General features: G+C 46.1%; 9 protein-coding genes. All 9 read left to right on the top strand.

What is annotated here, in order from left to right; genetic code table 11:
- Positions 1–3: 3 nt before the first annotated feature.
- The 9 genes from ACHKAR_RS19905 to ACHKAR_RS19865 all read left to right on the top strand — a co-directional run bounded on the left by ACHKAR_RS19905 (position 4) and on the right by ACHKAR_RS19865 (position 14,663).
- Complete coding sequence (locus tag ACHKAR_RS19905; RefSeq protein ID WP_395419129.1) at positions 4–1,533, top strand: RagB/SusD family nutrient uptake outer membrane protein; 1,530 nt, start codon at positions 4–6, stop codon at positions 1,531–1,533.
- A 96-nt stretch (positions 1,534–1,629) separates the two neighbouring features.
- The gene (locus ACHKAR_RS19900; protein WP_395419128.1) at positions 1,630–3,348 is read left to right on the top strand and encodes a sugar-binding protein; all 1,719 of its coding nucleotides are present in this window, start codon (positions 1,630–1,632) and stop codon (positions 3,346–3,348) included.
- Between the two features lie 11 nt (positions 3,349–3,359).
- Positions 3,360–4,460 carry a glycoside hydrolase family 2 TIM barrel-domain containing protein gene (locus ACHKAR_RS19895; protein WP_395419127.1) on the top strand — a complete coding sequence of 367 codons (1,101 nt, stop codon included), beginning with the start codon at positions 3,360–3,362 and terminating at the stop codon, positions 4,458–4,460.
- Positions 4,461–4,544: 84 nt separating this feature from the next.
- Positions 4,545–6,797, top strand: a complete 2,253-nt coding sequence (locus ACHKAR_RS19890; protein ID WP_395419126.1) for an RICIN domain-containing protein — start codon at positions 4,545–4,547, stop codon at positions 6,795–6,797.
- A gap of 157 nt (positions 6,798–6,954) precedes the next feature.
- Complete coding sequence (locus tag ACHKAR_RS19885) at positions 6,955–8,073, top strand: glycoside hydrolase family protein (RefSeq protein ID WP_395419125.1); 1,119 nt, start codon at positions 6,955–6,957, stop codon at positions 8,071–8,073.
- 25 nt (positions 8,074–8,098) lie between these two features.
- Complete coding sequence (locus ACHKAR_RS19880; protein ID WP_395419124.1) at positions 8,099–9,073, top strand: glycoside hydrolase family 43 protein; 975 nt, start codon at positions 8,099–8,101, stop codon at positions 9,071–9,073.
- Positions 9,074–9,392: 319 nt separating this feature from the next.
- The gene (locus ACHKAR_RS19875; RefSeq protein WP_395419122.1) at positions 9,393–9,989 is read left to right on the top strand and encodes an RNA polymerase sigma factor; all 597 of its coding nucleotides are present in this window, start codon (positions 9,393–9,395) and stop codon (positions 9,987–9,989) included.
- 136 nt (positions 9,990–10,125) lie between these two features.
- The gene (locus ACHKAR_RS19870) at positions 10,126–11,127 is read left to right on the top strand and encodes a FecR family protein (RefSeq protein ID WP_395419121.1); all 1,002 of its coding nucleotides are present in this window, start codon (positions 10,126–10,128) and stop codon (positions 11,125–11,127) included.
- Between the two features lie 146 nt (positions 11,128–11,273).
- Positions 11,274–14,663, top strand: coding sequence for a SusC/RagA family TonB-linked outer membrane protein (locus ACHKAR_RS19865; RefSeq protein ID WP_395419120.1), 3,390 nt, complete (start codon positions 11,274–11,276; stop codon positions 14,661–14,663).
- Positions 14,664–14,665: the final 2 nt, after the last annotated feature.

Here is a 14,665-nt window from a genome sequence, read left to right as displayed (position 1 = left end):
GAAATGAAAAATCTTAAATATATATTTCTAGTAGTGGTCGGATTGACACTTTATAGCTGTGATGAGGACCTGTTGGACGTCAAAAATCCAAATACACTTACTGAGGATCAGTTTTGGGCCTCAGCCGAAGATGCCAGATTGGGTGTCAATGCCATCTACGCCATGCAGTACAAGCCAGGACTTTGGAGCAGGTGGATTTATTTCCGATATGACCTGACCTCAGATATTGGCTATAGCAAGAGTCCCTGGATAGAGCTGGCGGATTGGACACGCTTTCAGTATATCAACTATAACTTCTGGGAAGGACAGGTGCAGACCTGGAGAGATCACTATAAGGCTATCTATCGTTGCAATCAGGTGTTGGCCAACGTGCCGGATATCGATATGGATGAGACCGAGAAGCAACTGATTTTGGCTCAGGCCAAGTTTTTTAGAGGGTTTTACTACTTCAATATCGCCAATTTGTGGGAGGACGCACCCATTGTTTTAGAGCCTTCTAGCCCTGAAGACCTGCCGGAAAAAAGAACTCAGGCGGAGATATGGGAGCAGGTAGTGACCGACATGACCGAAGCATTAGCCGTGCTGCCGCCTTCCTGGGATGATGCCAATGTAGGGAGACCTACCAAAGGCGCGGCCCAGGCATTTATCGCCAAAACCTATATGCAGCAGCATATGTGGAATGACGCCAAAACTGCTCTTGATTACTTCTTTACAGGGGAGGGCAGCGGGCTGTACTCATTGGTACCAAACTTCAAAGACAACTTTACCCACCTCAATGAGAATAACGCCGAATCCGTATTCGAAATACAGTTTTCGGATGCCAATTTTGGTGGAGGTGATGGAGAAGTACCCAATGCCAGTATGGGAAATAACCGAGCGCAATTTTTTGCACCTGGGGGCATTGGATGGTCAGATGGTCAGTTAAGACATTGGGTAGTGGATGAGTTTAAGAAAGAACTCGATCAGGATGGCAATTTGGATGAAAGACTGAGACACTCTGCGATATATTCAGAGCTGGAGGCTGATTTCGGAGACAAAACCTATGGTCGCGACTGGCAGTGGGGACCTGATGATGCTTACTTCAGGAAATATCAGCGGGATTATTACCGAGACAATGAGGATTACTTCTCACAGGTAAACCTGAGGCTGATCCGCTATGCAGACATCCTGCTCTTGTATGCTGAAGTACTCAATGAGTTGGGAAATACAGCGCAGGCCTATCAGTATGTAGATGAAGTACGTGCCAGAGCTAATATGCTTCCTTTGGCCACCGCTTATCCAGCTATTGGGGTGGACCAAGACCTTTTCCTTGAGCGGCTAAAAGTGGAGCGCGTACTGGAGCTTTGTGGAGAAAGTACCCGCTGGATGGATCTGAAGCGATGGGGTGATCTTAATACCCAGGCGAGAGTGGATGCTATTGCACTCAGAGATCCCGATTTTAACAATTTCGTAGTGGGTAAGTCTCACCGACTGCCCATTCCACAGGTGGATGTAGAAAACAACCCGAACCTGGATCAGCACGCAGAATATTAATTTTCACTGAATCCTCTCTCATAGAGTAGGGTAGCGCCGAAACGGATCGTTTGCCATGGTCTGTTTCGGTGGCTACCCTGTCTTTGATTTTTCCTTATGCACTATCAATTAAGTACGTTTTTTCTACTTCTACTCGCTTCAGTAGCCTGCAAAAATGATGCACCCATTCCCGAGCTATCGGTGGGTAGTAAGGAGCCTACTCATGGGATTAGGTTGGCCTGGGATTATTCCACCCGGCAGCAGCTGTCTCCAGCTGGTTCAGGATACGGTGGTTATGCCCGCATGTCAGTATTGGAGGATGATTCATGGTTTGTCGTCTACGAAAGTGAAGGTCATATACATGGTCGCAAGAGTTGGGATGAGGGCGAAACCTGGAGTGAGGATGTGGTAATAGCATCACCCGAGGGTGGAGTCCTGGCCACCGTTCCGGAAATCCTCCAGTTGCAAAATAGTACGGTGATGGTATCTTATAACATGCGGCCGGGAGCTCAGGCACCCACTGGGAGCCGGTTTGGAATACGCATCAAGATGAGCCAGGATTTTGGTGTTACCTGGTCGGTCTATACAGAAGTTTATCAGGCAGGCACGGCTTTCGAAAATGGATGTTGGGAACCCGCTCAGATCCAATTTCCAAATGGTGAAATACAGTTGTACATCGCCAATGAGGGGCCTTATACCAATAGTGCCGAGCAGGAAATAACTATGTTTAGCTCCATCGATGATGGGCTGACATGGTCTGACGGAAAGACTATCAGTTTCAGGAGTGGACACCGGGACGGCATGCCTGTACCACTGATCCTGAACGACGGTCGGGTGGTTATGTCTATAGAAGATAATGGTGTTTTGCCCCCTGAATTTAAGCCTGTGATCATCGAAAGTGAAGATGGTAGTTGGGCACAAGCACCTGTTGGCGGGTCGGCCTCAGCGCGAAAATCATTATTTGAGGGTGAAAACAGAATAGCAGGCACCAAATACGCCGGAGCGCCGTATGTCCAACAGCTACCAGGAGGTGAGGTGTTGTTGTCTTATCAAAGCGACGAGTTCAGAGCACGAAACCAATGGGATCAGTCAGACATGGTGGTTGCCATTGGGGATGCGAATACCTGGTCATTTGGCCGTAAGAGCCGGCCATTTTATTTCGAAAACCCGGAAAAAACCTGTCTTTGGAACTCCATTCGGGTGATCAATGATCATGAGGTGATTGCATTGGGCTCTACCAATGCTTTTGGTCCGAATATAGCGGTCTGGATGATCAAAGGAGTGGTGATACCAGCGGTGCTTAAGGTTCCTAAAGCAATTGTGTCATCTGATGAGGATTTCCCAGAAAATTTCCTAGTTGCAGATAGTGTATTCATAGGTGGGAGAGGAGCTACTCAGGCTCGTTTCAGATTCTCCTATGATGATCAATATCTGTACCTCAGGACCATAGTCAAAGACCAGGAGGTACGTGGTACAGATGGTATTTCTCTGTATCTGGACCCTCAAAATCGATCTTATGAAGCACCGGCGGAGGGTGTTTATGCCTTTCGGTTTTATCACAATGGTGATTTGGAATGGAGTATAGGTGATCATGGGTTATGGAAAACTATCAACGACTCTGAGACAATCATATTTGCTCAAACCACCAGCGAAGGTTATGTCTTGGAAACCAAAATCCCATGGGGTGAACTGGGTGATCTGCCTATCATGGATCAGCGTATTGGCTACCATGTACAGTTGCACGAGCAATCAGCCACCGCCGCATATACCGAAAATTTATCCAGTAACAAGCCAGATCAGCCATATACCTGGTCTGCATTGAAATTAACAGAATAAACAAAAAAGATATGATAAAGTCAAAACCATCCAACCTACTGTTTCTACTCACCATATTGGTGGTATTTGCCTGTAGCACGCCCAAAGAACAATCTAAAGAATTAATCGAAAAGCCCGTAGTGAGAGCTGTTTGGTCAAAAGAACAAGCCAATCAGTGGTATGAAAAGTGGGGCTGGCTCCGGGGAGCTAATTTCAACCCAAGTTCGGCCATCAATCAATTGGAAACCTGGCAGGCTGAGTCTTTTGATCTGGAAACCATAGATCGTGAGCTCGGCTGGGCAGCGGGTATTGGAATGAACTCTATGCGGGTCTACCTGCATCACCTGGCATGGGAGCAAGATCCGGAAGGTTTTAAAAACCGAATGGAACAGTACTTAAAGACAGCTGATGGCCATGGCATCGCCACCATGTTTGTCTTTTTTGACGACTGCTGGAATAATACCTATGCGGCTGGCCCGCAGCCCGAGCCAAAAACGGGCACACATAACTCCGGCTGGGTGCAGGATCCCGGGCAGCTGATCTATGACGAACCTCAATTGTCGGAGCAATTGGAAGCTTATGTGAAGGACGTGATGAAGCATTTCGCTAATGATGAACGCATTGTGCTTTGGGATGTCTATAACGAACCCGGCAACTCTGGCTATGGCAATCGATCTATGCCACTTTTGACTAGTATTTTTCAGTGGGGGCGTGAGGTAAATCCCTCTCAGCCACTTTCTGCTGGCGTGTGGAATAGCTCGCTTACCGACCTCAATAAGTATCAGTTGGCCAATTCGGATGTGATCACCTATCACAATTACGAAGACAGTGCTCATCATGCCGCAATGATTGATACCCTGAAGCAGTATGGTAAACCAATGCTCTGTACCGAATACATGGCCAGGACTAGAAATAGCACTTTTGCCGACATCATGCCGATGCTCAAAGCACATAACATTGCTGCATATAACTGGGGATTGGTGGCCGGCAAGTCCAACACCATTTATGCCTGGGATACCCCGATAGCCAGTGGTGAGGAGCCGGAGGTTTGGTTTCACGATATTTTCCGAAAGGATGGCTCTGTATACAGTCAGGAAGAGGTTGACCAGATTAAAGACCTTACAATGAATTGAAATTAAGAACAGGCGCACCAGGCCCTGGTGTGCTATCAATAGCAGGTGTGGTTAATTATTTATTTCACTTTTTAACACTTAAGAATGATGAGAAGACTTGCATCACTACTGTTACTATTTATTCTGTGCACTGCCAGTGCTCAAGAGACTTTACTGGAGGATGTTACCTCCTTTTATCCACGACTTGTTCGCCTTGCTGCCAATGGGAGCGCTAACGGCCGTTTGATTGCCAGCTTCGATGTGATAGGAGCCGGGCATATTTATCAAAGCACCAATGATGGACTGAGCTGGTCCCAGATCGCCACGATCTCAGAGTCACAGTACGCCAATACATGCTGTAGCGAATTGTACGAAGTGCCCCAAACATTGGGTTCTACAGCCGCAGGCACTTTGTTTTGGGCGGTATCGGCCCATGATGGTCCGGCTCCAGCCAATAGGGCCATTAAAATCTATAAAAGTACCGATCAAGGCAACAACTGGAGCTATTTTTCCACTCCGGTGACCGGACTTACGGGCCTATGGGAGGCAGAGTTTATTATAGATGACTATGGGCGATTAGTAATGTTTTATGCGTCGGAAGAGCATAAGGGCTCAGGATATAACCAATTGATAGCTCACAAAGTATCTACTGATGGCGGAGCCACCTGGGGCGCTGAAGCGATTGATATTGGGATAGCAGATAACAACCAACGACCCGGGATGCCTACTGTTTCTAAATTGCCCAACGGAGATTTTGTAATGGTCTACGAAATATGCGGGCCCACGTATAATTGTGATGCATTTTACCGTACCTCATCTGATGGGGTGGCTTGGGGTAGCCCCACCAATGTTGGCACACGGATAGAGTCTGTTTCGGGTAATCATTTTTCGCATGCTCCCACAGTCACCTGGATAGATAATGGTACCACCAACGGTGAGTTATTGGTAGCAGGTCAGGTCCTCCGCAATGGTAGCAACAGCGAAGTAGCTCAAAACGGGAGGACTTACATGGTCAACAGTACCAACGGGGCTGGGCCCTGGGCAGAGCGGGCGGCACCCCTCTTCACACCAAGTGATGGCACCAATCCTTGTGGCAATTACAGCACTCAATTCGTATCACGATCGGGTGGCACGGAGATTATTCAGCTGGCCAATAAGGAGTGCCGGGTATATTCGGGGATCGGCCCGTTCAATGCACCTGTTGCAGATGGAGTTTACCGACTTACCGCCAGGCATAGCGGCAAAGTGCTCGATGTGAATGCCTGCTCTACTGCTGATGGCGCCAATGTGCAGCAGTGGCCGTGGGTTGGTGGTGATTGTCAACGCTGGAAGCTCGAATACCTGGGTAACAATGAATATAAAATCACCTCTCAGATTAGTGGAAAAGTACTGGAAATTAACGGCTGCTCAACAGCCAATGGCGGTAATGTGCAGCAGTGGCCATGGAACGGAGCGGACTGTCAACGATGGTTCATTGAGCCGGTGGGTGCCGGATATTATAAGCTCGTGTCCAAGAATAGTGGAAAAGTGTTGGATGTAGATGCTTGTTCTACAGCTGATGGGCAAAATGTGCAACAGTGGGAGTGGCTTGGAGGCACCTGTCAGCAGTGGTTGATAGAGTCGGTGAGTCCTAATGAAATTGCTGCTGGTTCGTACAGTATCACTTCCAAAAACAGCGGAAAAGTACTGGATGTATCTGGCTGTTCGAGTTCCGTAGGAGCCAATGTACAGCAGTGGTCATGGAATGGAGCTAACTGTCAACGATGGACTGTCAGTGCCACTGCTGATGGGTTTTATGAGATCACTTCTAATGAGAGTGGACTCGCTCTCGATGTAAATGGCTGCCTTTCTGTGAATGGTCAGAATGTACAGCAATGGACTTCTACCGGTGCAAATTGTCAGCGTTGGGGATTTGAGGAGGTAGAGACGGGTTATTATCGAATAGTTTCCAAGAATGGGGGAAAAGTGCTTGATGTGGCAGGTTGCTCAACAGTCGATGGCGCCAATGTGCAGCAGTACCAATGGCTGGGTGGCGATTGCCAACGCTGGGCATTGGCTACAGTGGCCAGTAGTCAGCGAATGACTGCAGAGGCGACTTTATCCTCCGAAATGAGGTTTAATATTTATCCCAACCCAGCTACTGATCGGTTAAGTATTCAGTATCAGCAGACCGTCGCCGGTCAGGCCATGGTTTCCATTGTCAATACCTCAGGTCAAAGCGTCTATGTACGTGTTTTTGACTCAAATGATGGAGCCCGTCAGGCTGATATAGATCTATCAGGTTACTGTGCCGGAATTTATTTTGTGAATTTTAAGAATGATGAACACAACATCACGAGAAAAATCATCATCCAGTAATTTGAATTCAGAGATCAACCATTTGAGGGTTGATCTCTTTTGTCCCTAGCAATTGCGCATCCACAAATGTAGCGGATAATGGAAATCACAACTGGATTTTGGAAAACCAGTAAGACCAGAAGAAGAACTCGAAATACCTGCTAATTAATCCCATACTATGACATCAAGAAAAAACACCTGTTTGTTGGTGATGCTGCTCCAAAGCCTTTGGGCCCAAGGGCAGCTAACCCTCACTAATCTATCCAAAATGAAGTACCTGACAGTTGTCGCGCTGATCGGCATAAGTGCTTTTTCGCTTCTGGCACAACAGCCAGATCCACCAGGGCAAGTTGAGGTGGGAGAACAGCCCGTTAACGAAGCATATCTCTTTGCTCACATGACCCATGAGGATTATGGTCGGTTGTACTACTCCGTGAGTCTCGATGGTCTGCACTGGTACCGCTTGAACGATGGCAATTGTGTATTTGAAGACTACAAAGGGCACCCGGATATCACCAAAGGACATGACGGGCGCTATTATATTGCTGGAAACCGGAGCGATGCCTCTCCTGATATCAATATCTGGGTTTCGGAGAATCTGATCACCTGGAAGACACATAGTGTTTATATACCCGAACTGAAGAAAACCCCCGGATACTCACAAGCACTGCAGCGGATAGGAGCTCCAAAGCTCTATTATGATGAGGCCTCCGGTGAGTATGTAATGACCTGGCATACTCCACATCAGGAAGGAACAAAGGAGAATCCTGAGCGGTACTGGGCAAGTCAGCGCACACTTTATGTCACCTCCAAAGACCTGAAAACCTTTTCGGCGTACCCTGAGAGACTATTGCCTTGGGATATGGGTACCATTGATGTATTCATAAGAAAGGCAGAAGGGAAATACTGGACGATTATTAAAGATGAGCGTTACCCAACTTTGGATTGGGTGACTGGCAAAACCATCCGCATAGCGAATTCTGAGTCGCCATTGGGCCCATATGATAATCTATCAGATCCCATTAGTCCTAATTTCAGAGAGGCACCCATGCTGATCCCATCGCCAAATGGAGAAGTATGGTACTTATATTATGAACAGTACCCAGGTGTATCTTACGGCCTTTCCATAGCTGATAGTCTAAGTGGCCCCTGGTACCAGGCGTCGGGATATACCTTTTTCGCTGACTGGGACAAATACTCGCTTCCCGAAAAAGTGCGTCACGGATGTATGATAACCATTAGTAGGTTGGAGTATGATCAGCTGGTCGATGAATTTGGAATTGAGAAGGAAGATTAACCAATAGGAAATAAGCAGAGATATTATGAAATACATCATTTATTCCATCATGTTACTGGCAACAAGCCACTTGCTAGCTCAAAATAGGCAGGAGATTTTTTTGGCGGACCCAACAATCTATCAGGAAAAAGATACCTACTATCTCGTGGGAACCAAGAATAGGCCACCCCTTGGTTTTTCGGTGTTGACCTCCAAAGACTTAAAAAACTGGGTGGTACCAGGCAATCAAGGGGACTCACTGTACATGATTTTGAATCAGGGAGATCAAACGTTCGGAACCAAAGGATTTTGGGCTCCACAGATTCTGAAAGAAGGCGCTACCTACTACCTGACTCATACAGCTAATGAGCAGACGGTATTAACAAAATCCCATTCTCTGATGGAGCCGTTTAGACAGGGAGAAGTAGGGCCAATCGATGGCTCGGAGAAAAATATTGATTCCTACATTTTCAAAGATGATGATGGTAAGTATTATTTGTATCATGTTCGATTCGACCATGGAAACTTCCTCTGGGTAGCGGAATTTGACCTAAAGAATGGAGTGATCAAGCCAGAGACACTTACCAAATGTTTTGATCAGACAGAGCCTTGGGAGGCAACACCCAATTACGAATCAGATCCAATCATGGAAGGGCCAACGGTGATTAAGCTAAAAGATAAATACTATCTGTTCTATTCGGCCAATCACTTCATGAACATTGACTATGCTATGGGTTATGCAGTGGCAGACTCACCGTACGGGCCATGGATCAAAAATGAGGGTAACCCGATTTTGCATAGGTCTATCGTAGGCGAAAATGGTTCTGGTCATGGAGATTTATTTAATGGGCCTGATGGCGAGTTGTATTATGTATATCACGTACACTATAGCGAGCATCAGGTGACTCCAAGAAGGACCCGCATTGTTCCTGTAATAAAAACCTGGAATGGAAAGATGAATCGCTATGATTTTAAAGTGGATGCTGATCAGATAATTGTGCCCAAACAGGTTTCAGAATAACAGGATAGTATTTACTATTCAAGTAGAAATTGCTTGCTGGTGCCGATCTATCTTTTTAAGAATTTTCAGATGATAGTAAAGACTAATCCTTGGCTTCTTTCAGGATGCTTTATCTTTTCTCCGTGCCAGAGAAAGCAGAACAACTGGTCTATTTGTAATGAAAACCATCGAGCCAGTCAGCTCGATGGTTTTTTGTTTTGCCCTCAATAATTGACAGTGAAAGTTGAATCCAAAATTTCACATTCAGTTTTAAGGGATTTTGAAATTGAAAAAAAATGCCCCAGCTTAGAGGGTCAAATCCTAATCTTCTTAAAAGCTGGTGGCATTTTCTGTGAAATTTGGTAGTGATAGCGAATTGGTGACACGTCTTCGTGGTGGTGACGAGTATGCCTATAGTAAGCTATATGAGAAGTATGCCAGCAAAATATACAACATCAGCCGTAAGATGGGGCTTCTTCATGAAGATGCAGAAGGGGTGGTGCAGGATGTTTTTATGAAAATATGGCGGAACAGAGAGAACCTTGATAGTTCACTTTCTTTCAATGCCTACATCATTTCTATCGTTCGGTCTATCGTATTTAAGCAATCCAGAAAGAGGGCCAGGTTTCTGGCTTTTCAGCACTATGCCATCACTTATTGGCCAGGTGAGAGCAATGAAACTGAGGAATATGTTATTTTTTCAGATCTGGACGAATTGTCCAGCAAGGCTATAGATGAGCTTCCTACTAAACAGAAGCAGGTTTTCATGATGAAGAACTTCGAGCATCTCACCAATGAAGAGATCGCCGAGCGGCTCAAACTCTCCACCCGCACCGTTGAAAATCAGATTTATCGGGCCACGAAATCGCTCAGAGAGAAGCTTATTGAGATGAAGGTGGTTGCCCCTGGAGTGGTGGGCTTGATCTTTATGTTGTAATAATCACATCATATTAGTGTATTTATTGCTTTTCAATTCAGTGTTTGATCTGTTTTGATGATTTTATTGTAAATATCAAAATGCCAGTGAGTATCAGGAGTCAGTTGAGGCTATATAGTAGCGTAAACCAGAAACAATGGATCGACTCACACGAATCAGGAAATACTTTGATGGAGAGCTTTCGCAAAAGGAAGCCGAGAACTTTTTAGAATGGTATCTGTCTGAAAAAAGTGAAGAGGAGGTGTATGCAGAGATTGATAAACTCTGGCAGGCCAGAGGGAAAAGTGAGTTTGAGTGGAATGGGGATGAGTTGTACAAGAAATTAGCATCCAAGAAAGACAACGAACGAACCCTTGGGGTATCGCGCCACATTCAAGCTCCTAAGAAGGGCAATCAGCACAGGTGGTGGAAAGTAGCAGCAGCTGTGCTGATTTTGGCTGTTTCTTCTGTACTTCTATACAATCAAGCCGGCCCTACTTCTACTCCAGAGCCAATGGCTCGAGTAGTAAAGACCAACCCTGCCGGCCAAAAGTCTAAAGTGTATCTCCCGGATGGCACCATTGTCAGCCTCAATTCCGAAAGTAGCATTTCTTTCATTGATGAGTTTGCTGAGGGGCGTAAGGTGTACCTGGTGGGTGAGGCCTTCTTTGATGTGACAGAGGATGCCTCCCGACCATTTACCGTTTACAGCGGCCATCTGGCCACTACGGCTCTGGGTACTTCTTTCAATATACGATCGTATAACAACGAACAAACAGAAGTAACTCTGGTCACCGGAAAGGTCAAAGTAGAAAAAAACAATTCCAATGAGATCGTTTACCTCACTCCTGGAGAGAGAGCGGCACTGGGAACAGATCAATCTATTATCAAAGGGAAAGCAGATTTACTGGCTGTCACCTACTGGAAGGAAGGAGTCCTGTACTTTGACAAGACCGACCTGAACGAGGTAGTAGAAACGCTGGAGCGCTGGTATGGAGTAGATATATCGGCTTTCGGGGATTTACCTTCTATCAAATGCTCTGGTACTTTCCAGAAGAACGAATATTTGTCCAATGTCCTGGATATACTCAGCCATTCGGTTGGTTTCAGATATCAGCTGGAAGGCAAAAAAGTGAAACTTGAATTCAACGAAAAATGATGCGTATGAAGAAAAAATGACTCTCTAAAAAATCCGGGGACTTGTGGTAAATCCCCGGTTGAAATCATCAAAATCAGCATGACAGAAAGTTGTCGCTTTCATGATTGCCAATCTGACCTAATGTTCAATTAACTCTTAACAAAAATATGAAATACATATTTCAAACCATCATTATGGTTACTAAATATTCTATGTACACTTTTATGGCCCTGGTGCTTACCATGTCCTCTATTCTGGCCGATTCGGTGGCAGGACAGGTGAAGAGTGTCAAAGATGTGTTTATTAAGCTGAATGTTCCTGAGGGCTCACTAGATGAGGTGCTGAAGGACATTGAGAGACAGACCAACTTCAGGTTTTTCTATACAGATAAAAGTTTGGGTGAAAATGTGGACTTATCGCTTTCGCGAAAGCGTGCGGCAGTTGCTGACCTGCTGTTGGAAGTGTCCGGACAGACCGGAGTTCATTTCAGGCAGGTGAATCAAACGATTAGTATAAGCAAAGCAAAGGGGCAAATAACAGAGCCTATTGAGGTGATCATCAATAAGCAAACTGATGTTTCCGGAAAAATCACCGACGAATACGGCGATGCCTTACCCGGAGCTACCATTTTGGAGAAGGGGACTACCAATGGTACCATCTCTGATGTGGAGGGCAATTACCAGCTGAATGTTTCCGAGGGAGGCATACTCATCGTGTCCTTTGTGGGTTTTCAGACCATAGAGGTACCCGTGGAGGGTCGATCAGTGATAGATGTCCGCATGGAGCCGGACTTTACCAGCCTGGAAGAAGTAGTGGTAGTGGGGTATGGTTCGGTGAAGAAAAGCGACCTCACCGGATCTGTGGCTCAGGTGAAGCTGGAAGAAGTCAAAGACATCCCTGCCAACTCAGTGGAGACCATACTCCAGGGCCGGGCAGCAGGTTTGCAAATCATTAATTCATCGCAGGATCCTGGTGCAGGGGCCACTGTCAGGATCAGGGGCGGAAGCTCACTGAGAGGGTCCAACTCACCACTGGTGGTGGTAGACGGGTTTCCCCTGGGAGATGCTGGTGACCTCAAGCAGATCAACCCTGCGGATATCATGTCTGTGGATATCTTAAAAGACGCCTCGGCTTCAGCTATTTACGGTTCTCGGGGTGCCAATGGTGTCATTCTCATCACCACACGCAAAGCCAAGACCGGCGAGACACACATCAGTGTGAAGCAGCAGGTGACGGTATCAGAGTTCACTTCCAAGCTCAACCTGTGGAGAAAACCTGAGCTGATGGCTCAGCTCAATAATGAATCCAGGATTAATGGTGGTTTTCCTGCTATTTTCATCGGTGAGGTTTCTCCATCCGGAATTTACTATCCTTCTGTGGAGGAGTTGGAGTCTGGGGAGTGGCCTTACTATACCGAATGGGATAAAATCGTTTTTAGAGATGCCCCGGTCTCCAATAACACGAGTGTGAACATCTCCAGCTCCAATGAAAAGACAAACTTCAATTTGAGCGGAAACTACTTCACGGATATGGGTGTGCAGATAGAGGATGAGTACAGCAAGCTGAACTACAACCTGAGCATAGGTCATAAAGTATTCGATAACCTGAAAGTGACTTTCTCCAACATCCTTACCCACGGAAAGCGAAATGCCAACGGAGGCCTCGCTTACTGGAGGAACCCTATTTTCCCAGTGTATGATGAGTCTGGTGATTATTACCTGCTCAATAACAACGATTTTGATCATCCGGTAGCCATAACAGATAATAGAGTCAATGTTTCTAAAACGTTGGATGTACTTTCATTTTTGGATTTTGAGTGGAAGATCGTTCCTTCACTTTCTGTGACTTCCCGGCTCAACTATAAGTTTGGAAATAGCCTCAATGATCAGTATCAACCAAAGCGCTACACACAGGCCGGACAGTTCAACAACGGTGCCGCTTATATCAGCAACTGGCAGTCAAATACCTTTGTGACGGAGACATTTGCCAATTATAGCAAAGTACAGGGCAAGCATGAAATCACTGCCACGTTGGGTTACTCTTATCAGGATGACATGTCCAGAACTTCCAATCTGGGTGCATTTGACTTTGTAAATGAAACCCTGGGAAATCAAAACCTGGCAGCCGGAAACCCCGAGCTGAATACGGTAAATAATGGTCTAACCGAATCAAAACTGGTTTCTGGTATTTTCAGAGCTACATACGCATATAACAACAAGTACCTCCTGACTTTCACTTCCAGAGCGGATGGCTCGTCTAAGTTTGGTGCCAACAATAAGTGGGCCTATTTTCCATCAGGCGCTATTAGCTGGAAAGCACACGAAGAGCGCTTTATCAGCGGAATGGGCTTTTTTGATCAGTTGAAGTTTCGGGCTAGCTACGGTGTATCAGGAAATCAGGGAATTTCACCTTACCAGACACTCAGCCGCTATGGAATTAGCAACTACTACAACGACGGAAGCTGGATCACAGCTATTGGTCCGGGACTCGAAGTAGGTAGAACTGGTCAGGACGGTATAGAAGTGCTTTGGGGGGGTATTCCCAACCCTGATTTGAAGTGGGAAACTACGGCTCAGGCCAATTTCGGTGTAGACATGGCCATCATCCAGAACCGACTGAGGGTTACTTTTGATTACTATCAGAAATACACCGATAACTTGCTTCAGGAGCGGATCCTGCCCCTTTCCTCAGGATATGACAGGATGTGGATCAATGATGGATCTATTGAAAACAAGGGTATCGAGCTCACCCTCGATGGGGACATTGTATCCAGAGGAGACCTTAATATAGGTGCTACTTTGATTTACTATCGCAATAGAAATGAAGTGACCAGCCTTGGAAATGCTGAGGAATCAGGACTCATCACAGATCCTAATACGGACATGCAGTTTCAGTATTCTGGCAATAGCCTGGAAATGTTCAGGGGATTCCCCAATCTGCTGGCCATCGGGCAGCCAGTGAATGTATTTTACGGCTATCAGACGGACGGTATCGTACAGACATTGGAAGAGGGCGTGGAAGCCGGCCTGGAAGGAGACCTGGCACAGCCCGGAGAATTTAAATATGTGGACATCAACGAGGACGGGGTGATTGATGAAAAGGACCGTACCATCATTGGCGACCCCAACCCGGACTTTATGGGAAGTTTGAACCTGAGCGTCAGTTACAAAAATTTTGACTTCAGTGTTTTCCTCAATGGTGTTTTTGGAAATGATGTGTTGAATACTCAGGCATTTAATCAGCCAAGTATAGTGCCTTTCAGATGGACGCCTGACAATCCTACCAACGAATATCCGAGCCTGAAAGATGGTCGGCAGACTAAGTTTTCAGATTGGTGGTTAGAGGATGGGTCTTTCGTGAGAATCCAAAACCTGAACATGGGATACACCATTAATTTGCCAGCGGCCATTTCAGCACGTGTGTTTATGAATGCGTCCAACCTTTATACTTTCTCCAAATTCAACGGATATGATCCGGAAGTGGGGACGGACGGAAGGTACTGGGGAGGTTATCCTCGCCTTAGAAAATGGACATTGGGTTTGAATTTGACATTTTAACG

Origin of the sequence: Marinoscillum luteum (assembly GCF_044005705.1) — a bacterium.
GTDB lineage: Bacteria > Bacteroidota > Bacteroidia > Cytophagales > Cyclobacteriaceae > Marinoscillum > Marinoscillum luteum.
This window is presented reverse-complemented; position numbering and strand designations above follow the sequence as displayed.

Bases quoted from the DNA above. Each gene is read 5' to 3' on its own strand.
- ACHKAR_RS19900 (WP_395419128.1), top strand. From the start codon at position 1,630: ATGCACTATCAATTAAGTACGTTTTTTCTACTTCTACTCGCTTCAGTA.
- ACHKAR_RS19890 (WP_395419126.1), top strand. From the start codon at position 4,545: ATGATGAGAAGACTTGCATCACTACTGTTACTATTTATTCTGTGCACT.
- ACHKAR_RS19870 (WP_395419121.1), top strand. From the start codon at position 10,126: ATGGATCGACTCACACGAATCAGGAAATACTTTGATGGAGAGCTTTCG.
- ACHKAR_RS19905 (WP_395419129.1), top strand. From the start codon at position 4: ATGAAAAATCTTAAATATATATTTCTAGTAGTGGTCGGATTGACACTT.
- ACHKAR_RS19895 (WP_395419127.1), top strand. From the start codon at position 3,360: ATGATAAAGTCAAAACCATCCAACCTACTGTTTCTACTCACCATATTG.
- ACHKAR_RS19885 (WP_395419125.1), top strand. From the start codon at position 6,955: ATGACATCAAGAAAAAACACCTGTTTGTTGGTGATGCTGCTCCAAAGC.
- ACHKAR_RS19880 (WP_395419124.1), top strand. From the start codon at position 8,099: ATGAAATACATCATTTATTCCATCATGTTACTGGCAACAAGCCACTTG.
- ACHKAR_RS19865 (WP_395419120.1), top strand. From the start codon at position 11,274: ATGAAATACATATTTCAAACCATCATTATGGTTACTAAATATTCTATG.